General features: G+C 71.7%; 15 protein-coding genes. 4 read left to right on the top strand and 11 right to left on the bottom strand.

Features of this window, described 5'->3' with window-relative positions:
- Nucleotides 1-7 precede the first annotated feature (7 nt).
- Nucleotides 8-1,150, bottom strand: coding sequence for a CobW family GTP-binding protein (locus WQO_RS27055; protein ID WP_010063432.1), 1,143 nt, complete (start codon nt 1,148-1,150; stop codon nt 8-10).
- Nucleotides 1,151-1,173: 23 nt separating this feature from the next.
- The gene (locus tag WQO_RS27050) at nt 1,174-2,328 is read right to left on the bottom strand and encodes a citrate synthase/methylcitrate synthase (RefSeq protein WP_010063433.1); all 1,155 of its coding nucleotides are present in this window, start codon (nt 2,326-2,328) and stop codon (nt 1,174-1,176) included.
- A gap of 111 nt (nt 2,329-2,439) precedes the next feature.
- Here WQO_RS27050 and WQO_RS27045 point away from each other — a divergent pair, with 111 nt between their 5' ends.
- Nucleotides 2,440-3,687: a citrate synthase gene (locus tag WQO_RS27045; protein WP_010063434.1), complete on the top strand. Its 1,248-nt coding sequence runs from the start codon at nt 2,440-2,442 to the stop codon at nt 3,685-3,687.
- A 71-nt stretch (nt 3,688-3,758) separates the two neighbouring features.
- Here the strand turns inward: WQO_RS27045 and WQO_RS27040 are convergent, their stop codons facing one another.
- Entirely contained in the window at nt 3,759-4,778 is a 1,020-nt protein-coding gene (locus WQO_RS27040; protein WP_010063435.1) for a LacI family DNA-binding transcriptional regulator, read from the bottom strand.
- A gap of 220 nt (nt 4,779-4,998) precedes the next feature.
- Here WQO_RS27040 and WQO_RS27035 point away from each other — a divergent pair, with 220 nt between their 5' ends.
- Together WQO_RS27035 and WQO_RS27030 are read left to right on the top strand one after the other, a co-directional pair.
- A complete protein-coding gene (locus WQO_RS27035) occupies nt 4,999-6,681 on the top strand; it encodes an ATP-binding protein (RefSeq protein WP_010063436.1) in 1,683 nt (560 codons plus the stop codon).
- Nucleotides 6,678-7,352: a response regulator gene (locus WQO_RS27030; RefSeq protein WP_010063438.1), complete on the top strand. Its 675-nt coding sequence runs from the start codon at nt 6,678-6,680 to the stop codon at nt 7,350-7,352. Before WQO_RS27035 ends, WQO_RS27030 begins: the two co-directional genes overlap by 4 nt.
- 18 nt (nt 7,353-7,370) lie before the next feature.
- On the opposite strand, the gene WQO_RS27025 is transcribed toward WQO_RS27030, so the two are convergent.
- From WQO_RS27025 to WQO_RS27015, 3 genes are all read right to left on the bottom strand, one after another.
- Nucleotides 7,371-8,963: a solute symporter family protein gene (locus WQO_RS27025; protein ID WP_010063439.1), complete on the bottom strand. Its 1,593-nt coding sequence runs from the start codon at nt 8,961-8,963 to the stop codon at nt 7,371-7,373.
- On the bottom strand, nt 8,960-9,403 hold the full coding sequence (locus WQO_RS27020; protein ID WP_010063440.1) for a DUF485 domain-containing protein: 444 nt from the start codon (nt 9,401-9,403) through the stop codon (nt 8,960-8,962). The genes WQO_RS27025 and WQO_RS27020 overlap by 4 nt, the downstream gene beginning before the upstream one ends.
- 245 nt (nt 9,404-9,648) lie before the next feature.
- Nucleotides 9,649-11,775, bottom strand: a complete 2,127-nt coding sequence (locus WQO_RS27015) for a DNA gyrase/topoisomerase IV subunit B (RefSeq protein ID WP_010063442.1) — start codon at nt 11,773-11,775, stop codon at nt 9,649-9,651.
- 447 nt (nt 11,776-12,222) lie between these two features.
- On the opposite strand from WQO_RS27015, the gene WQO_RS27010 reads away from it, so the two are divergent.
- On the top strand, nt 12,223-12,456 hold the full coding sequence (locus tag WQO_RS27010; protein WP_006128079.1) for a DUF7455 domain-containing protein: 234 nt from the start codon (nt 12,223-12,225) through the stop codon (nt 12,454-12,456).
- A gap of 226 nt (nt 12,457-12,682) precedes the next feature.
- Here the strand turns inward: WQO_RS27010 and WQO_RS27005 are convergent, their stop codons facing one another.
- The 5 genes from WQO_RS27005 to WQO_RS26985 all read right to left on the bottom strand — a co-directional run bounded on the left by WQO_RS27005 (nt 12,683) and on the right by WQO_RS26985 (nt 19,232).
- On the bottom strand, nt 12,683-13,513 hold the full coding sequence (locus WQO_RS27005) for a S1 family peptidase (RefSeq protein ID WP_010063443.1): 831 nt from the start codon (nt 13,511-13,513) through the stop codon (nt 12,683-12,685).
- Between the two features lie 165 nt (nt 13,514-13,678).
- On the bottom strand, nt 13,679-15,226 hold the full coding sequence (locus WQO_RS27000; RefSeq protein WP_010063444.1) for an RNA polymerase sigma factor: 1,548 nt from the start codon (nt 15,224-15,226) through the stop codon (nt 13,679-13,681).
- Between the two features lie 320 nt (nt 15,227-15,546).
- A complete protein-coding gene (locus WQO_RS26995) occupies nt 15,547-16,413 on the bottom strand; it encodes a FadR/GntR family transcriptional regulator (RefSeq protein WP_010063445.1) in 867 nt (288 codons plus the stop codon).
- 181 nt (nt 16,414-16,594) lie between these two features.
- Nucleotides 16,595-18,328 carry an ATP-binding cassette domain-containing protein gene (locus tag WQO_RS26990; RefSeq protein WP_010063446.1) on the bottom strand — a complete coding sequence of 578 codons (1,734 nt, stop codon included), beginning with the start codon at nt 18,326-18,328 and terminating at the stop codon, nt 16,595-16,597.
- Nucleotides 18,329-18,473: 145 nt separating this feature from the next.
- The gene (locus tag WQO_RS26985) at nt 18,474-19,232 is read right to left on the bottom strand and encodes an NUDIX hydrolase (protein WP_010063447.1); all 759 of its coding nucleotides are present in this window, start codon (nt 19,230-19,232) and stop codon (nt 18,474-18,476) included.
- Between the last annotated feature and the right edge of the window lie 51 nt (nt 19,233-19,283).

Below are 19,283 nucleotides of genomic sequence, written 5' to 3'. Positions count from 1 at the left end.
TTCCCGATTAAACCTCTGCGGCCGCTTCCGGTGCGTCGACCTCCGCCTCGCCGGCCTCCGCGTCCCCGTCGCGGGCGGGCTCCGGTACGTAGCGGAGCACGCCCCACATGGCGCGTTCGATGTCCGGTGCGGCGGGCCCCGGCTCCGCGCGGCAGGCGGCCAGTCCCTCGTGCAGCGCTGCGGCGTCGATGCCCGAGCCGATCATGACCAGCTGGGTGAGGCGCTGTTCCCCGCGCGCCCAGGGCCGGGGGACGAAACGCAGGAACCGGCCGACCGCATGCAGGGCATAGGTGTTGTCCGGGTCCCCCGCGCCGAAGTCGACGAACCCCTTGATCCGGTAGAGCCCTTCGGGCCGGGAGTCGAGGAAGGCCATGAGGCGGCGCGGGTCCATCGGCACGTCGGCGGTGAAGTCGACGCTCTCGTACGCCGCGTGGAGGTGGTCGGCGTGCCCGTGCCCGTCGCACTCCTCGTGCTCGTCGCACTCCTCCTGACGCAGCAGGTCCTCGAAGCTCAGCTGCCCCGCCATCTCCTCGCCGTCCGGCCGCAGCGCGGGGTCGAAGAGCAGCTCGGGGTCGATCCGCCCGTGCTCGGTGGAGATCACGGCGGCAGGGCCGCTCAGCTCGGCGACCGTCGCCCGCAGCCGCTCCCGTTCGGCCTCCCCCACCCGGTCGGTCTTGTTCAGGACGACGAGGTCGGCGACGGCCAGATGGCGGTCGAGCTCGGGGTGCCGCTGCCGGGTGGCGTCGAACTCCGCCGCGTCGACGACCTCGACGAGACCCCCGTACAGGATGTGCGGGTTGTCGCTGGCCAGCAGCATGCGGACGAGTTCCTGAGGTTCGGCCAGTCCGCTCGCCTCGATGACGATCACGTCCAGCCGGGCGGACGGCCGGGTCAGCGTCTCCAGGAAGGTGTCGAGTTCGCTCGCGTCCACGGCGCAGCACAGGCAGCCGTTGCCCAGCGAGACCGTCGAGCCGACCTGCCCCGAGACGGTCATGGCGTCGATCTCGATGGCGCCGAAGTCGTTGACGATCACGCCGATCCGGGTGCCCGCACGGTTGCGGAGCAGATGGTTCAGGAGCGTGGTCTTGCCGGAGCCGAGGAAGCCCGCCAGGACGACGACCGGGATCTGCGGGGTACGGGGCGGGGTCAACGGGAGCCTTCCTGGGAACGTCGTCAGGGTGCCGGGACCGGCTGCGGCGGAGGTGCGCCGACGTAGCGGGCCGCCGGGCGGATGATCTTCGAGTCCTCCGCCTGCTCCAGGATATTGGCGCTCCAGCCGATCACCCGCGCCGCACAGAAGGTGGGGGTGAACATCGCGCGCGGCAGCCCGCACAGCTCCATGACCACCCCGGCGTAGAACTCCACGTTGGTGTGCAGCTCCCGGCCCGGCTTGAGCTCGGCGAGGATCGCCTCGACCTGGGCCTCCACCTCCACGGCGAAGTCGACGAGGGGGCCGCCGAAGCTCTGGGCGATCGACTTGAGCATCCGGGAGCGCGGGTCCTCGGTGCGGTAGACGGGGTGGCCGAAGCCCATGATGCGGCGGCCGGAGAGGACCTGTTCGCGGATCCAGCCGTCGATCCGGTCGGGGGTGCCGATGGCGTCCAGGGTGTCCAGGGCCCGGCTGGGTGCCCCGCCGTGCAGCGGTCCGGAGAGCGCGCCGACCGCCGCCACCAGGCAGGCGGCCAGATCGGCTCCGGTGGAGGCGACGACGCGGGCGGTGAAGGTGGAGGCGTTGAAGCCGTGGTCGACGGTCGAGACGAGGTACTGCTCGACCGCCCTGGCCTCGTCGGGTCCGGGCTCCGAACCGGTCAGCATGTACAGGTAGTTCGCGGCGTGCGGCAGGTCGGCGCGGGGGGCGACCGGCTCCAGGCCCTGGCCGAGGCGGTGGAGGGCGGTCAGGATCGTGGGCACGGCCGCGCAGACGGCGAGCGCGTCCTCGCGTCGGCGCCCGGCGTCGATGTCGTACACCGGGCGGAAGCCGGCCGAGGCGCCGAGCAGGGAGAGCGCGGTGCGCAGTCCCGCGAGGGGGCCCGAGACGGCGCTCGCGCGGGCGATGGCGGGCAGGGCCTCGGCCACGTCGGCGGGGAGCGTGCGCAGGCTCGCCGTACGGGCCGCGAAGTCGGCGGCCGCGGCCCGGTCGGGCAGCTCGCCGTGGAACATCAGGTACCACACGTCCTCGAAGCCGCGGGTCTGCGCCAGCTCGATCGCCGAGTACTGGCGGTAGTGGTAGAAGCCTTCGCGGCCGCGGACGTCACCGAGGGCGGTGTCGGTGACGACGACACCGGCGAGGCCACGGGGGACGGCGGGGACGACAGGGGTGGTGGTCATGGCTGCTCTCTCCTCCGTGCATGCAACATTGATTCGACTGTCCATGCTTGATTGAAGATCTGTCAATATTGATTGAATCAATACATGTGCGGAGTGGATACGGTGGTTTCCATGACGGATCAACCAGAGCCCGAGCGGCACGACGCCCCCCGGCTCACCACCCGGCAGGCGGCCGAGCTGCTGGGCGTGAAGCCGGAGACGGTGTACGCGTACGTCAGCCGGGGTCAGCTCAGCAGCGTGCGGGCCGCCGGAGGGCGGGGCAGCACGTTCGACGCCGAGGAGGTCCGGGCGCTGGCGGGGCGTTCGGGCCGCCGTGACCCGACTCCGGCCGGGGGTGACCTCGCCTTCCGGACCGGCATCACGCTCATCGAGGGCGACCGCTGCTACTTCCGCGGGGTCGACGCGACGGACCTGGCCCGGCACTACGGCTACGAGGAGGTCGCCGAGTGGCTGTGGACGGGGGAGCTACGGCCCGGCGCCCGGTTCGCCGCGCCCGCACCGACCCTCGCGGCGGCCCGCCGGGCGGTCGAGGCGCTGCCCGCACACAGCGGGTCGACGGACCGGCTGCGGGTGGCGGTGACGGCTGCCGCGGCCACGGATCCGCTGCGGTTCGACCTGTCGCCGACGGCGGTGCTGAACAGTGCGCGCGGCCTGATCCCGACGCTGGTCGGCGCGTTGCCGGTGCTGGGCGGTCCGGCGGCCGAGGGGGGTTCGCTGGCGGCGGAGCTGTGGTCGCGGCTCAGCGCGGAGCCGGCCGATGCCCCGTCCCTCGCCGTGCTGGACGCGGCCCTGGCGCTGCTGGTCGACCACGACCTGGCGGCCTCCACCCTGGCCGCCAGGGTCGCCGCCTCCGCACGCGCCCATCCGTACGCGGTGGTCTCGGCGGGCCTCGGCGTGCTGGAAGGGCCTCTGCACGGCGCGGCGAGCGGCCTGGTGCACCGGCTGCTGCGGGAAGCGGTGGACCGGGGCAGCGCGGTCCCCGTGGTCGCCGACCATCTGCGGACCGGGCGGCGGGTGCCCGGCCTGGGCCACCGGATCTACCGGGGCGAGGACCCCCGGGCGACCGTCCTGTTCGAGCTGCTGGCGGAGGTGCCGCAGGCGGCCGGGGCGCTGGCGGCGGCCCGTGAGGTGGTGGCGACGACGGCGCGGCACGCTCCGCTGCACGCCAACATCGACCTGGCGCTGGCCGTCCTGTCGGTCTCCCGGGGGATGGCGGTGGACGCGGGCGAGACCGTGTTCGCGGTCTCCCGTACGGCGGGCTGGATCGCCCACGCGCTGGAGGAGTACGGGGAGCGCCCGCTCCGCATCCGGCCGAGCGGGCAGTACACCGGGCCCCGGCCCCCGCAGCCGCTCCCCTGACCAGGACTCCGTCCCTGCGCGAGGCCTCAGGTCCGGACCAAGGGCACCGGGGAGCGCAAATTAGCTACGGATCACAGGGAATTCTCGCGCGGCGGCTGGGCGGTGGATCCGCGCACCACCAGCTCCGGCTCGAAGAGCAGCTCGTCCGAGGGCACGGCCCGCCCGCCGATCTGCACCGAGAGGAGCTCCACGGCCGCGCGCCCCATGGCCTCGATGGGCTGGCGGACGGTGGTGAGGGGCGGCTCCGTGCAGTTCATGAAGGCCGAGTCGTCGTAGCCGACGACCGACACGTCGCCGGGCACCGAGAGCCCTCGGCGGCGGACGGCGCGTACGGCGCCCAGCGCGAGCGGGTCGCTGGCGCAGATGATGCCGGTGACACCGCGCTCCAGCAGCCGCGTCGCGGCGGCCTGCCCGCCCTCAAGGGAGAACATGGCCCGGGCCACCCACTCGTCGGGGATGCTCGTGCCGGTCTCCTCGGCCAGCACCCGGGCTGCGGCGAGCTTGCGCTGCGAGGGCACGTGGTCGGACGGTCCGAGGACGAGTCCGATGCGCTCGTGGCCGAGCGAGACGAGGTGACGCCAGGCCTGCTCGACGGCGACGGAGTCGTCGCAGGAGACGCCGGGGAAGCCGAGGTGTTCGATGGCCGCGTTGATCAGCACGACGGGGATCTTGCGGTCGGCGAGGACCTTGTAGTGGTCGTGCGGGGCGTCGGCCTGGTGGTAGAGGCCGCCCGCGAAGACCACGCCGGAGACCTGCTGCTGGAGGAGCAGCTCGACGTAGTCGGCCTCGGAGACACCGCCCTTGGTCTGGGTGCAGAGCACCGGGGTCAGCCCCTGCTGGGCGAGCGCGCCGCCGACCACCTCGGCGAAGGCCGGGAAGATCGGGTTCTGCAGCTCCGGCAGGACCAGGCCGACCAGCCGGGCGCGTTCGCCGCGCAGCTGGGTCGGGCGCTCGTAGCCGAGGACGTCCAGCGCGGAGAGGACGGCCTGCCGGGTGGCGTCGGAGACGCCCGGCTTGCCGTTCAGCACCCGGCTGACCGTCGCCTCGCTGACTCCCACCTTCTGGGCCACTTGAGCAAGTCGTCGCGTCATGAACGCAAGATTAGCGCAAGAAACGCAAGAGGATTGCGTTGATGGCGAACTCCCTGGAAACGCTCAGGGAGGCAGCGCCAGGCACTCTCACGGAGGCGCCGCTGAAACGCTCACAGACGCGGCGGCCGGAGGCAAGAGCCGCGCGGTTAGGCCCCCCGGATTCCCGGGCGCCGAGCGACGAGATTTCCGCCCCGGCCGCCCGGCCCTTACCGTCTCTACGATGAACGCCCCACCGACCCCCGGCCGGGGACCGCGCCGGTTCGGCTGGCCCCAGCGGGTCTTCTCCCAGGTCCTGATGATGCAGCTGGCCATCATCACCGGTGTGACGATCCTGGTCACCGGCCTCTTCCTGGCCCCGCTCAGCGACCAGCTGGACGACCAGGCGATGCGCCGCGCCCTGGCCATCGCCCAGTCCACCGCCGCCGACCCGGACATCGTGGAGCACCTGAGCAGCACGGACCCGTCGGACGGGGGCCCGGTCCAGTCGGCCGCCGAGCGGGTGAGGCGGGCGACCGGCGCGGAGTACGTCGTCGTCATGAACCAGCGCGGGGTGCGCTGGTCGCATCCCGACACCCACCGGATCGGCGCGGTCGTCTCCACCGACCCGGGTGAGGCGCTGCGCGGCCGTGAGGTGATGGAGATCGACAGCGGCACCCTCGGCCGCTCGGCGCGGGGCAAGGTGCCGCTGTTCGGCCCGTCCGGCGAGGTGATCGGCGCGGTGTCGGTGGGTATCGCGTACGACAGCGTCCGCGCCCGGCTCCTCGCGGCGATCCCGGGGCTGCTCGCGTACGCGGGCGGGGCCCTGGCCGTCGGGGCGCTCGCCGCGTATCTGATCTCCCGGCGGTTGCAGCGGCAGACTCATGACCTGGCGTTCTCCGACATCTCCGCGCTGCTGACCGAACGTGAGGCCATGCTGCACGGCATCCGCGAAGGGGTCGTCGCCCTCGACGGGGCCGGCCGCGTCCGGCTGCTGAACGACGAGGCGCAGCGGTTGCTGGGGCTGGGCCCGGAGGCGGCGGGCCGCCCGCTGGAGGAGGTGCTGGGCGACGGGAGGACCACGGACGTGCTGGCCGGGCGGGTGGTCGGCGACGACCTGCTGGCGGTACGGGGCAACCGGGTGCTGCTGGCCAACCGGATGCCCACGGACGACGGCGGGGCCGTGGTGACCCTGCGCGACCGGACCGAGCTGGAGCATCTGGGCCGCGAGCTCGACTCCACCACCGGGCTGATCGACGCCCTGCGCGCCCAGGACCACGAGCACGCGAACCGGCTGCACACCCTGCTGGGGCTGCTGGAGCTGGAGATGCACGAGGACGCGATGGAGTTCGTGACCGAGGTGGTGGGCGTGCACCGGGCGACGGCCGAGCAGGTCACCGAGAAGGTCCAGGACCCGCTGCTGGCCGCCCTCCTCGTCGGCAAGACGACGGTCGCAGCCGAGCGCGGTGTCTCGCTGCGGCTGGCTCCCGGCACGCTGCTCCCGGACCGGGTGGTCGACCCCCGGGGTCTGGTGACAGTGGTCGGCAACCTCGTCGACAACGCCACGGACGCGGCGGCCGGGTCGGACGGGGCGCGGATCGAGGTCGGCCTGCGGACCGAGGGCCGTACGGTGATCCTGGGGGTGCGCGACAGCGGCCCCGGCGTCCCGCAGGACCAGCACGCGTCGATCTTCACGGAGGGCTGGTCCACCAAGGACGTCCCGGCGCACGGCAAGCGCGGCCTCGGGCTCGCCCTCGTACGGCGGCTCGCGGAGCGCCAGGGAGGCAGCGTGGCGGTGTCCGGGGCGGACGGCGGCGGCGCGGTGTTCACGGTCGTCCTGCCGGAGGCGCTGGCGGAGCCCCCCGCGGGGTCCCCGGACGGTCCGCCGCGCCCCACCCATCCGGCGACGACGGGAGAGCAGCGGTGATCGAGGTCCTCATCGTCGACGACGACGTGCGGGTGGCGCAGATCAACGCGGCGTACGTCGCCAAGGTCCCCGGCTTCCGGGTGGCCGCCCAGGCCCACTCGGCGGCCGAGGCACTGGCGACGGTGGAGGAGGTCCCGGTCGGCCTGATCCTGCTGGACCACTATCTGCCCGACCGCAACGGCCTCGCCGTCGTCCGGGAGCTGCGCCGCCTCGGCCATCAGGTCGACGTGATCATGGTGACGGCCGCCCGGGACGTCGCGACCGTGCAGGACGCGATGCGGCACGGTGCGCTCCAGTACCTGGTGAAGCCGTTCACGTACGCCGGTCTGCGCGCGAAGCTGGAGGCGTACGCGGCGCTGCGCCAGACGCTCGACGGGGGCGGGGAGGCCGAGCAGGCGGAGGTGGACCGGCTCTTCGGCGCGCTGTGGGCGACGGGCGAGCCGACCCTCCCCAAGGGCCACTCCCCCACCACCGCCGAGCTCGTCCGGGGGGCGCTGCGCGGCGCCGAGGGCCCGCTCTCCGCGCAGGAGATCGCCGACAGCGCCGGGATGAGCCGGCAGACGGCCCAGCGCTATCTGAAGCTGCTGGAACGCACCGGCAAGGTCCGGCTGACGCTGCGGTACGGCGAGACGGGCCGCCCGGAGCACCGGTACGCCTGGGCCGCGGGCTGAGCCCACGGCCCGCCCGGCCTATGCCGCCCCGGCCCCCGTCAGCGCCCGCACCTCGGCCTCGGCGTGCTTGGCCTCGTCGGGCGGCTCGGACGAGATGACCGTACCGATCCAGCCGGCCAGGAAGCCCAGCGGGATCGAGACCAGGCCGGGGTTCTCCAGAGGGAAGAGCTGGAAGTCGACACCGGGGAAGAGGGACGTCGGGCTGCCCGAGACGACGGGTGAGACCAGCACCAGGACGACCGCCGGGACCAGCCCGCCGTACACCGCCCAGACCGCGCCCCGGGTGGTGAAGTTGCGCCAGAACAGCGAGTAGAGCAGGACCGGGAGGTTCGCCGACGCGGCCACGGCGAAGGCGAGGCCGACGAGGAAGGCCACGTTGAGGTCCTGGGCGAGCAGCCCGAGACCGATCGCCACCGCACCGATCCCGGCGGCGGCGGTACGCGCCACGGCGACCTCGCTGCGCTTCTTGCGCCCGGGGCGGCGGAGCGAGGCGTAGAGGTCGTGGGCGACCGAGGCGGACGAGGCGAGCGTGATGCCCGCGACGACGGCCAGGATGGTGGCGAAGGCGATGGCGGCGACCACGGCGAAGAGAATCGTTCCACCGGTGGAGCCATCGCCGCCGCCCAGATCGAGGGCCAGCAGCGGGATCGCGGTGTTGCCCGCCGCGTTCGACGCACGGACCTCGGCGGAGCCGACGAGCGCGGCGGCGCCGAACCCGAGCACGATCGTCATCAGGTAGAAGCTGCCGATCAGGCCGATGGACCAGACGACGGACCGGCGCGCGGCGCGGGCGGTGGGCACGGTGTAGAAGCGCGACAGGATGTGCGGCAGCCCCGCCGTGCCGAGGACCAGGGCCACGCCCAGGCTGATGAAGTCGAAGCGCGAGGTCCAGTCCCCGCCGTACCGCAGGCCGGGGGCGAGGAAGTCCTTGCCGTGGCCGCTGCGTTCGGCCGCGGTGTTGAGCAGGGTGTTGATGTTCCCGTGGAAGTGGACCAGGACGAGCACGGTGAGCGCGACGGCTCCGGCCATCAGCAGGACGGCCTTGACGATCTGGATCCAGGTGGTGGCGCGCATACCGCCGAAGGACACGTAGATCACCATGAGCGCGCCGACCCCGACGACGGTCCAGGACCGGGCCGCGTCGCTCGTCCCGCCGAGCAGCAGGGCCACCAGGCTGCCCGCGCCGACCATCTGGGCGACGAGATACAGCACGGAGACGGTGACGGACGAGGTGCCGACGGCGGTACGCACCGGGCGCTCCGCCATCCGTGCGGCGACCACATCGGCCAGCGTGAACCGGCCGCAGTTGCGGACGAGTTCGGCGACGAGCAGCAGAACGACCAGCCAGGCGACGAGGAAGCCGACCGAGTAGAGCATGCCGTCGTAGCCGAAGAGGGCGATCAGCCCGGAGATGCCGAGGAAGGAGGCCGCCGACATGTAGTCGCCGGCGATGGCGAATCCGTTCTCCATGGGCGAGAACAGGCGCCCGCCGGCGTAGAACTCCTCGGCGGAGCCCTGCCGGTTGCGGCTGACCCAGGTGGTGATGAAGAGCGTCACCGCGATGAACGCGCTGAACAGCAGCAGGGCGAGGGTCTGGTGGTCTCCATTCACCGTCCGAGCCCTCTCGTCATCTCCTGGGTGTCCCAGCGCAGATCGAGCGCCGCCCGGTCCCTGCGCAGCCGCGCGTGCCGTGCGTACGCCCAGGTGAGCAGGAACGTGGTGAGGAACTGGCCGAGCCCGGCGACCATCGCGACGTTCACCGCTCCGGCGACCGGGCGGGCCATCAGAGCGGGAGCGGTGGTCGCGGCGACGACGTAGGAGAGATACCAGAGCAGGAAGGCGAGGGCGGCGGGGGCCACGAAGCGGCGGTAGCGGCGGCGCACCTCGCGGAAGGCGTCGCTGCGGTGCACCTCCAGATAGATGTCGGCCGCGCTGGGGCGGGGATCGGGTCCCGCCACCCCGGACGCGTCGAGGGCCGCGGCACCTCCCGTACCGTCCTGGTCGCCCCGGCCGGGGGCCGGTACGTCGTCCCACGGGTCGTCGAGCCGCACTCCCGCGGTCTGAGGCCCTGCTTCCTTCTCCACCGAACAACTCCCCTGATCCGCGGACCTTTTCGGCCGCACGGCCAACGATGGGCGGTTCGGGAGGATCCCGGGCGCGTCATTCGCCCGACTTCACCCCTTCAGGTGACAGATCTCCGGGACTGCTGCGCACTTCCCCGACAGGGCCCCGGGAAACGCACGCGGCCCTCGCTCCGGCGGAACCGGAGCGAGGGCCGTGCGACGGGACCTTGGGGTCAGGCGTCGATGCGCGAGCGGTCCAGGGTGGCGGCGGAGCTGGTGATGAACTCCTTGCGGGGCGCGACCTCGTTGCCCATCAGCAGGTCGAAGACCTGCTCGGAGGATTCCAGGTCGCCGATGTTGATACGCCGCAGCGTGCGGTGGCGCGGGTCCATCGTCGTCTCGGCCAGCTGGTCGGCGTCCATCTCACCGAGTCCCTTGTAACGCTGGATCGATTCCTTGATCCGGACGTTCTTGCGCTGGAACTCCAGGAGGGTCTGGCGCAGTTCGCTGTCGGAGTAGGTGTAGACGTACTTGTCCTGGCCCTTCTTGGGCTGGACCAGCTCGATCCGGTGCAGCGGGGGCACCGCGGCGAAGACCCGCCCCGCCTCGACCATCGGGCGCATGTAGCGCTGGAAGAGGGTCAGCAGCAGGGTTCGGATGTGGGAGCCGTCGACATCGGCGTCGGTCATCATGATGACCTTGCCGTAGCGGGCGGCGTCGATGTCGAAGGTCCGCCCGGAACCGGCTCCTATGACCTGGATGATCGCGCCGCACTCGGCGTTCTTCAGCATGTCGGAGACGGACGACTTCTGGACGTTGAGGATCTTGCCGCGGATCGGCAGCAGCGCCTGGAACTCGCTGTTCCGGGCCAGTTTCGCGGTGCCGAGCGCCGAGTCACCCTCGACGATGAACAGCTCGCTGCGGTCGACGTCGTCGCTGCGGCAGTCGGCGAGCTTGGCGGGCAGCGAGGAGGACTCCAGCGCGGTCTTCCGGCGCTGGGCGTCCTTGTGCTGCCGGGCCGCGATCCGGGTGCGGGCGGCGGCCACGGCCTTCTCCAGCACCGCTCGGGCCTGCGCCTTGGCGTCCCGCTTCGTCGAGGTCAGGAACGCCTTGAGTTCCTTGGCGACCACGCCCGCGACGATCCGGTTGGCCGCCGAGGTGCCGAGTACCTCCTTGGTCTGCCCCTCGAACTGCGGCTCCGCGAGCCGTACCGTCACGACGGCGGTGAGCCCTTCGAGGGCGTCGTCCTTGACGACGTCGTCCTCGGCGACCCGCAGCATCTTGGCGGAGCGCAGCGCCTCGTTCACCGTCTTGGTCAGCGAGCGCTCGAACCCGGTGACGTGGGTGCCGCCCTTGGGGGTGGCGATGATGTTCACGAACGACCGTACGGTCGTGTCGTAGCCGGTGCCCCAGCGCAGGGCGATGTCGACGGCGAGCTCACGGGTGACCTCGGTGGCGGTCATGTGGCCGCGGTCGTCGAGGACCGGGACGGTCTCCTTGAAGGTGCCCGTGCCGCTGAGGCGCTGGACGTCGCAGACGGCCTTGTCCTGGGCCAGGTACTCGCAGAACTCGCTGATGCCGCCGTCGAAGCGGAACGTCTCCTCCGTCTTGCCCTCGCCGTCGATCCCCCGCTCGTCGCGGACGATGATCGTGAGGCCGGGGACGAGGAAGGCGGTCTGGCGGGCCCGCTGGTGGAGCGTCTCCAGGTTGAGCTTGGCGTCCTTGAGGAAGATCTGCCGGTCCGCCCAGTACCGCACCCGGGTACCGGTACGGGTCTTGGGGACGCGCTTGCCCTTCCGCAGCCCGTTGGCCGGGTCGAACGGGCTGTCCGGCCCCTGCTCGGTGAACATACCGGGGACGCCGCGCCGGAAGCTGATGGAGTGGGTCGCGCTGCTGCGGTCGACCTCGACGTCCAGGCGGGAGGAGAGGGCGTTGACCACGGAGGCGCCGACGCCGTGGAGACCGCCCGAGGCGGCGTAGGAGCCGCCGCCGAACTTGCCTCCGGCGTGCAGCTTGGTCATGACGACCTCGACGCCGGAGAGCCCCGTCTTGGGCTCCACGTCGACGGGGATGCCACGGCCGTTGTCCCGGACCTCGACGGAGGCGTCGTCGTGGAGGATGACCTCGATCTGGTCGCAGTAGCCGCCGAGGGCCTCGTCGACGGAGTTGTCGATGATCTCCCACAGGCAGTGCATCAGGCCACGACTGTCGGTGGACCCGATGTACATGCCGGGGCGCTTGCGGACCGCCTCGAGACCTTCGAGGACGAGGAGATGCCGCGCGGTGTAGTTGGAGCTGTCCCGGTCGCCTCCTGCTGCGGCCAGCATCGCGGTGGACGGCACGGACGTTTCGGCGGTCACGCGGTTCGCTCCTCGCTGAATTTCATCTGGGGCCCCCGTGGGTATCGGGCTGGGCGTCGGTTGCCGCTGAGAGCCTACAGAGGCCTGGTAGAGCGGTTGTAACGCCACCCTCGGGGAATCCTCATGCTAGTCGAGCTCCATCCGGGCTCGCATGGATGTTCGATCATTCGTTGGAGTGACGTGCACATCACGTTCCCTTCGACGCATGAACCATTTAGGCTCCGGGCACGTCCTCATGAACAAACCGGCAAGCCGGCCGGCGGGACCCACCCCCTAGACAAGCAATGCGAAACCGTAGCGCTCCGCATACGGCACATTCGCCGCCAACCGGCAACAGACAGCCACACCGAGAAGAAGTTTCGAAGAAAAGCCACGAGCGGGAACGTTTTCGGCCTGGTTGGATGTTGACCCTGGTACGACAGCTCGTCGAGCTAGAGAAGAGGCGACGTGACTACTGTTCTGACCCCCGCGAGCCCGCTGACCGCAGCAGACCGCTGTGACCGTTGCGGCGCCCAGGCATATCTGCGCGTCGTCCTGATCAGCGGCGGTGAACTGCTCTTCTGCGCCCACCACGGGCGCAAGTTCGAGCCGGAACTCAAGAAGATCGCCGCGGAAATACAGGATGAGACGGATCGGCTCACCGCCGTACAGACGGCTGCTGCCGACGAGGACCAACACTGACACCTCGCATCCACGACGAGCCAGGGGCTGGTCCAGGACCGGCCGACGGGCGGCTCCCCCACAGGGGGGAGCCGCCCGTTCTCGTCGTGAGGCCGGTACGTAGGCCGCAGAGGCCGCGGCATGGCCCTCCGGGGCCTCTGCCGCCCCTACGGCCTCGGTACGCGCCCGTGCGGCTCGGATATGGCCCGCGGTCTCACGCAAGGGGTCCGTGGCGGCCCGCAGTCGCTCAGATGCGGCCCGCGGCCCATTCCAGCGCGGCGGAGACCCGGGTGTAGACCCCGGGGCTGCCCGGACGCCCGCAGCCGCTGCCCCAGGACACCAGGCCGATGAGCCGCCCACCGGCCACCAGCGGCCCGCCGCTGTCGCCCTGGCACGCGTCCCGGCCCCCCGCGGGCTCGCCCGCACAGAGCATCGCCGAGGCCTTGTACGTACCCTCCCGGCCGCCCGGGTAGGCCCGCGCACAGTCGCCGTCCGGCAGGACCTGGACCCGGGCGGAGCGCAGCACGGGGGCGTAGGTGCCGCTGCCCGTCGTATCGCCCCAGCCGTAGACGTCCGCGGCGGTCCCGGCCCGGTAGGCGGCGTCCCCGCTCCGGGCCATCGGGATGGTCGCGCCCTTCGGCAGGGCGCGGGACAGGGTCAGCACCGCGAGGTCCCCCGCGTTGGAGACCGGGTCGTAGGCCGGGTTCACCCAGATGCGCCGGACCGGGATCTCCCGGCCGCCGGATTCGCTCAGCCGCTCTCGGCCGGCGATGACGAGGAGGTCCTTCACCTGCTTCGCCGGTCCGCCGAGCGCCTCGTCACTCAGACAGTGGGCGGCCGTCAGGATCTTCGTGGGAGCCACGGCCACACCGCCGCAGAACTGCCCGGAGCGCGCACCTCCGAACCGGTCCCGGCTCGACAACGCCACGACCCAGGGGCTGTCCGCCACGGGGGCGGGCTGTCCGCCGACGATGATGCTCTCCGCGACCGCGTCGGAGGGCGCGGCGAGCGGCAGCACGGCCGCGGCGGCGGTCAGGGCGAGCGCCCCGGTCAGGGCACGGACGACGGGACGGGGCATGGAGGCTCCTGACACTGAGACGACAAACCGTTTCACCCAGCGTGATCCAGGCAGTCCGTGTCCGGCCCCGCAGACACGCCGGAGGGCCCGGATCCCCTGGGGGTTCCGGGCCCTCGGCCGGTGAATCTTCGGCGTTCCGCCCTTCGGCGAGCCGCCTTCCGCGCTCTAGTCCAGGTAGTCGCGAAGGACCTGGGAGCGCGACGGGTGCCGGAGCTTCGACATCGTCTTCGACTCGATCTGACGGATGCGCTCACGCGTCACGCCGTAGACCTTGCCGATCTCGTCGAGCGTCTTCGGCTGACCGTCGGTGAGGCCGAAGCGCATCGAGACCACGCCGGCCTCACGCTCGGAGAGCGTGTCGAGCACCGAGTGGAGCTGCTCCTGGAGGAGCGTGAAGCTCACCGCGTCGGCCGGGACGACCGCCTCGGAGTCCTCGATCAGGTCACCGAACTCGCTGTCGCCGTCCTCGCCGAGCGGGGTGTGCAGCGAGATCGGCTCGCGGCCGTACTTCTGGACCTCGATGACCTTCTCGGGGGTCATGTCGAGTTCCTTGGCCAACTCCTCCGGGGTGGGCTCGCGGCCCAGGTCCTGGAGCATCTGGCGCTGCACACGCGCGAGCTTGTTGATGACCTCGACCATGTGCACCGGGATACGGATGGTGCGGGCCTGGTCGGCCATCGCGCGGGTGATCGCCTGACGGATCCACCAGGTGGCGTACGTGGAGAACTTGTAGCCCTTGGTGTAGTCGAACTTCTCGACCGCGCGGATCAGACCGAGGTTGCCCTCCTGGATCAGGTCCAAGAAGAGCATGCCGCGGCCGGTGTAGCGCTTGGCCAGGGAGACCACCAGGCGGAGGTTGGCCTCCAGGAGGTGGTTCTTGGCCCGGCGGCCGTCCTCGGCGATGATCTCCAGCTCGCGCTTGAGCTTCGGGGCGAGCTTGTCGGCGTTCGCCAGCTTGTCCTCGGCGAAGAGACCGGCCTCGATGCGCTTGGCGAGCTCGACCTCCTGCTCGGCGTTGAGGAGGGGAACCTTGCCGATCTGCTTCAGGTAGTCCTTGACCGGGTCGGCGGTGGCGCCGGCGACGGCGACCTGCTGGGCAGGTGCGTCGTCCTCGTCGTCGTCGGAGAGGACGAAGCCCTTGTTCTCGCCCTCGCCCTCCTCTTCCTCGCCCTTGCCGGCCTTGACCTCCTCGACCGGCTCATCGCCGTCGAGGAGTTCTTCGTCCTGCTTGCCGGACTTCTTGGCGGCGGTCTTCTTGGCCGCCGTCTTCTTCACGGCTGTCTTCTTGGCGGCGGTCTTCTTGGCCGCCGCCTTCTTCGCCGGTGCGGCCACGACGGCGTCGTCGGCCACCGCGTCCGCACTCTCGGCCGTCGGGGCGGCGGTGGCCGCGACGGTCCTGGTCACGGTGGTCTTCGCCGCGACGGTCTTGGTGGCGGTGCGCTTGGCCGGGCTCTTCGCTGCGACGCTCTTGCGGGCGCGCTTCGGCGACTCCGCGGCACTGACCATCAGCGTCACACCCTCTTCCTCGAGGATCTGGTTGAGGCTGCGCAGAACGTTCTTCCACTGGGTTGGCGGAATCTGGTCAGCCTCGAAGGCCCGACGCACGTCATCGCCGGCGATCTGCCCATCAGCCTTTCCCCGCTCGATGAGCGCCATCACAGATTCGGACTCGGCGATCTCCGGCGGGAGCGTACGGGATGTGCTGGCCGACACGAACAACCTCTCGGAACGATGGAAACGGCTTCCGGCCCTGCCCTGGAGGGGGCTGGAACCGACGACCGCCGACTGGGGATGTCGTCGACGGCGCGGGCTTGGCCTCAGAACTGAAACAGCGCGCCCCAGGGCTGCTGTATTCCTTCTGCTGCGCTCACCTCTTAAGTCATCGCGCTGCTTCGAGGAGCGTTACGGCCAATCCGCGTGGCCCGAGTCACACCCCATTTGCGGCGTACGGGACCAAAGGCTGCATCCCCTTCCATTGTGCCGCCGAACCCGTGCGGCCCGGCGGCATCGGGCCCGCGGTCCCGCCGCCCCGGTCAGTGCTCGCGCGGCGCGGGAACCACTCGTTCGACGTCGGGATGGACGACGAGCAGGTGACGCATGGCGGTCTCGGCGGCCCCGGCATCGCCCGACGCCAGGGCGTCGGCGATACGTGCGTGGTGGGCGAGCGAGGTCTCGCCGGGACGGTCACAGCCGGTGACGGGACCGCCGGAGACATGGAGGGCGGCCGAGACGATGCCGGAAAGGTGTTCGAGCATCCGGTTGCCCGCGGCCTGGATGAGCAGCGCGTGGAACTCGGCGTCGGCGCGGGAGAAGGTGATCGCGTCCCCCTGCCCCATCGCGTGCCCCATGATCTCGACCATGTCGGCGAGCCGCTGCTGAATGTCGTCCCGTCCGTGCCCGGCCGCGAGGCGGGCCGCGAGCGGCTCGATGGTCCAGCGCAGCTCGGCCAGCTCACGGCGCTGGTCGTCCCGCTGCGGACCGAAGGCGCGCCATTCGATGATGTCGGGATCCAGCAGGTTCCAGTCGCTGACCGGGCGGACCCGCGTCCCCACATTGGGACGCGCGCTGACCAGCCCCTTGGCTTCGAGGACGCGCAGGGATTCGCGGACGACGGTACGGGAGACCTCGAACCGCTGGCCGATCTCCTCGGGTACGAGGGGGCGGTCCGCGCCGAGGTCACCGGAAACGATCATCTGGCCCAGCTGCTGGACGAGTTGGCCGTGGAGACCGCGCCCCCGGCTGGCCGAGCCCCGTCGGCTCGCCCGTCCCAGCTCGGAATCGGCGCCGCCCCAGGCCCGGGCCGCGGCACGTTCGCCGGCCGGCGCCTCCGGATAGGGATAGCGGTCGAGTTCGCCCGAGCCGGCCAGGCCGGAATCGGCGGTGCGGGCGGCGGTCATCATGGTGTGCGCAAGGGTACTCACGCATCCTTTGTCGGCGCGGCTCGCTCACCCCTTGAGGTCTTTGGTGAAAAGCACACGAAAGGGTGATCGGCGCCCACTCCGCAATTGACGCCATATCCGCACATACCAGTCATTCTTCAGGGAGTTGTGGACCCCTCTCCCCGGCGCGGGGCGGCGGCGATCACCAACGCGCCTTTCCTCGAAGGCTGGTGAACAGATACGCGCAGACCAGGGCCGACAACGACAGGGTGAGCGCGGTCCCGACGGGCTGTGCCACCACCCGCGCGACGACGAGGATCCAGTGGTCCGCCTCCTGCGGCAGCTGCCACCCGGCCAGTTCACGCAGCCGGCCCGGGAGCCCGGCGACCGAACGCGCGGACGGCACCGCGAAGATCTTCTGCACCAGCGGAACGACGAGCACCGGTACGGCCAGCACTGCGGCGATACCCGCACCGGCCACCCTGAAGACGCCGGCGGCCAGCAGCCCGGCCCAGGCGCAGCCGACCGTCAGACCGGCCCAACTGGCTCCCAGCGCCAAGGCGTTCGACGGGATCTCGATCAAGTCCGGTCCGTACACGAGCCGGAGGCTCTGCGCTCCGCCCACCACCGTGAGGGCCGCGAGCAGCAGGGCGAAGGCCGCGGTCACGCTGAGCTTGGCCAGCAGCAGCCCGAGCCTCCGGGGCACGGTGCCACGAGCGGCGGCGAGCGCGGGATAGCGGAACTCGTCCCCGAAGGACAGCGCCCCGAGCAGACCCGCGCCGAGCGCGGCGGGAGGCAGCGGGAGCAGAGCGGGCCAGGCGGCGAGCACGCGGGGAAGGGCGGTGCCGTCGGTACGGGCGAGCAGGACGGACATGGCGGCCGACACGACCAGAACGGCCGCCATGATCATGGTCGTTGTCCGGACGCCGAGGGAGCGTCGCAGTTCGTACCGGAGGGGGCGCAGCGGGCCGCGCGCAGGTCGCACCCGGATCGGGGGCGGCAGCGCGGACAGGGCGGCGGCCGCGTCGTCCCGCTCCGCTCCCCCGGGCCCCGGGTCGGCGGGTCCGGTGTCACCGATCTCGTCGGCGAGCCGGTGCACGGGGACGCCGTGCCGGTAAGCGGTGTCCCCGATCTCCGCGCAGTTACTGCCGTACACCGTGAGCCGGCCGCCCGCCTCCTCGACCACCTCGACGGAGCGCTGCGCCGCCCGGGCCTCCCGGCTGACCACGGCCGCCAGCCGGGCCGCGTGCGGGGTGCGGACGGCGACGCGGGCCCGGAGCCGGGTACGGGCGAAGTCGGCGACGTCCTGGTCGGCGACGAGGCGCCCGCCGCCGATGGTAACGACGCGATCGGCGGTGCGAGCCGCCTCCTTGGGGTCGCCGGTGGTGCAGAGGACCGTGCCGCCCTGGGCCGCGTGCGCGCGCAGCAGCCCGTACAGCCAGCTGTTCTCCCGAGGGGACAGGCCGTCCGCCGGCTCGTCCAGGATCAGGGTGTGCGGGTCCCCCAGCAGCGCGGAGGCGAGGCCGAGGCGGCGGTCCATCCCCACCGACAGGGTCCCCAGGCGCTGGTCCCCGAGCCCGGCGAGACCGACGACCTCCAGCACCTCGTCGGCCCGGGTGGCGGGCACGCCCGCGGCCGCGCAGAGCATCCGGAGCTGGCCCCGGGCGGTCCGGGAGGGATGGCCCGGTACGTCGCCGAGCAGCACGCCCACTTCCCGCGCCGGGTGGGCGATGCGGTGCAGCGGCCGCCCCCGGAAGTAGGCGACGCCCCGCCCGGCGTCCAGTTCGAGCATCAGCCGCAGGGCTGTGGTCCTGCCCGAGCCGGGGGCGCCCAGCAGAGCCGTGACCCGGCCGGGAGGAGCTTCGAAGGTCAGATCGTTCACGGCGGGCGGAGCGTCGCGACGGGGGGTGCTGGTGAGTCCGATGGCCTGAAGCATCGCTTCTCTCGCGTCTCTCGCGGACGGTGAGACCGCTCGGCGGCAAGGGGGTACCGCAGCAACATAACGCGACATTTCAGACTTTTGGCGCAGGGGCGGTCCGACGGGCGCTCCGTGGGACCGGCGCGGGGGAACGCCCGGGGACTCAGACCTCGGGGCGCAGCATCGGCGGATTGAGCACCGTGGCCGCCCCGGCCCGGAAGAGCTGCGCGGGCCGTCCGCCCTGGCGTGTGGTCGTCCCGCCGGACGGCACCAGGAATCCCGGCGTCCCGGTGACCTTGCGGTGGAAGTTGCGGGGGTCGAGGACCACGCCCCACACCGCTTCGTAAACCCGGCGCAGCTCACCGACCGTGAACTCGGGCGGGCAGAACGCCGTGGCCAGCGAGGAGTACTCGATCTTGGAGCGGGCCCGCTCCACCCCGTCGGCCAGGATCCGCGCGTGGTCGAAGGCCAGCGGCGCCGCCTGTTCACCCTCCCGCCCGGTGCCGGGGTGCAGCAGATCCTCGACCGGCGCCCAGCGCGCACTGTTGGCGTCACCGCCGGCGCGGGGGGCGGGCAGGTCCGGTGCGAGGGCGAGGTGGGCCACACTGACCACCCGCATCCGGGGATCGCGCGCCGGGTCGCCGTAGGTGGCCAGCTGCTCCAGATGTGCGCCGTTGCCCACGGCCGGTTTCGCCGGATCGTGCGCGCAGAGGCCGGTCTCCTCGACGAGCTCGCGCGCTGCCGCGGAGCCCAGGTCCTCGTCCAGCCTGACGAAACCGCCGGGCAGCGCCCATCGGCCCTGGAACGGGGTCTCTCCGCGACGGACGACCAGCGCGCAGAGCGCGTGACGGCGCACCGTGAGCACGACCAGGTCGACGGTGACTGCGAAGGGCGGGAAGGTCGACGGGTCGTAGGGCGGCATGCCGCGATCATAGTCGTCTGCCTGACGATAAACACTCCCTTCAGCATCCTC

Source organism: Streptomyces globisporus C-1027, assembly GCF_000261345.2.
Taxonomy (GTDB): domain Bacteria; phylum Actinomycetota; class Actinomycetes; order Streptomycetales; family Streptomycetaceae; genus Streptomyces; species Streptomyces pakalii.
The sequence above is the reverse complement of the archived record's forward strand: the minus strand, read 5'-3'. Positions and strand labels throughout refer to the sequence as shown.

Excerpts from the sequence above, each read along its gene's own strand:
- WQO_RS27035 (WP_010063436.1), top strand. The coding sequence starts at position 4,999 with ATGAACGCCCCACCGACCCCCGGCCGGGGACCGCGCCGGTTCGGCTGG.
- WQO_RS26985 (WP_010063447.1), bottom strand. The coding sequence starts at position 19,232 with ATGCCGCCCTACGACCCGTCGACCTTCCCGCCCTTCGCAGTCACCGTC.
- WQO_RS27005 (WP_010063443.1), bottom strand. The coding sequence starts at position 13,513 with ATGCCCCGTCCCGTCGTCCGTGCCCTGACCGGGGCGCTCGCCCTGACC.
- WQO_RS27040 (WP_010063435.1), bottom strand. The coding sequence starts at position 4,778 with ATGACGCGACGACTTGCTCAAGTGGCCCAGAAGGTGGGAGTCAGCGAG.
- WQO_RS27050 (WP_010063433.1), bottom strand. The coding sequence starts at position 2,328 with ATGACCACCACCCCTGTCGTCCCCGCCGTCCCCCGTGGCCTCGCCGGT.
- WQO_RS26990 (WP_010063446.1), bottom strand. The coding sequence starts at position 18,328 with ATGCTTCAGGCCATCGGACTCACCAGCACCCCCCGTCGCGACGCTCCG.
- WQO_RS27045 (WP_010063434.1), top strand. The coding sequence starts at position 2,440 with ATGACGGATCAACCAGAGCCCGAGCGGCACGACGCCCCCCGGCTCACC.
- WQO_RS26995 (WP_010063445.1), bottom strand. The coding sequence starts at position 16,413 with ATGATGACCGCCGCCCGCACCGCCGATTCCGGCCTGGCCGGCTCGGGC.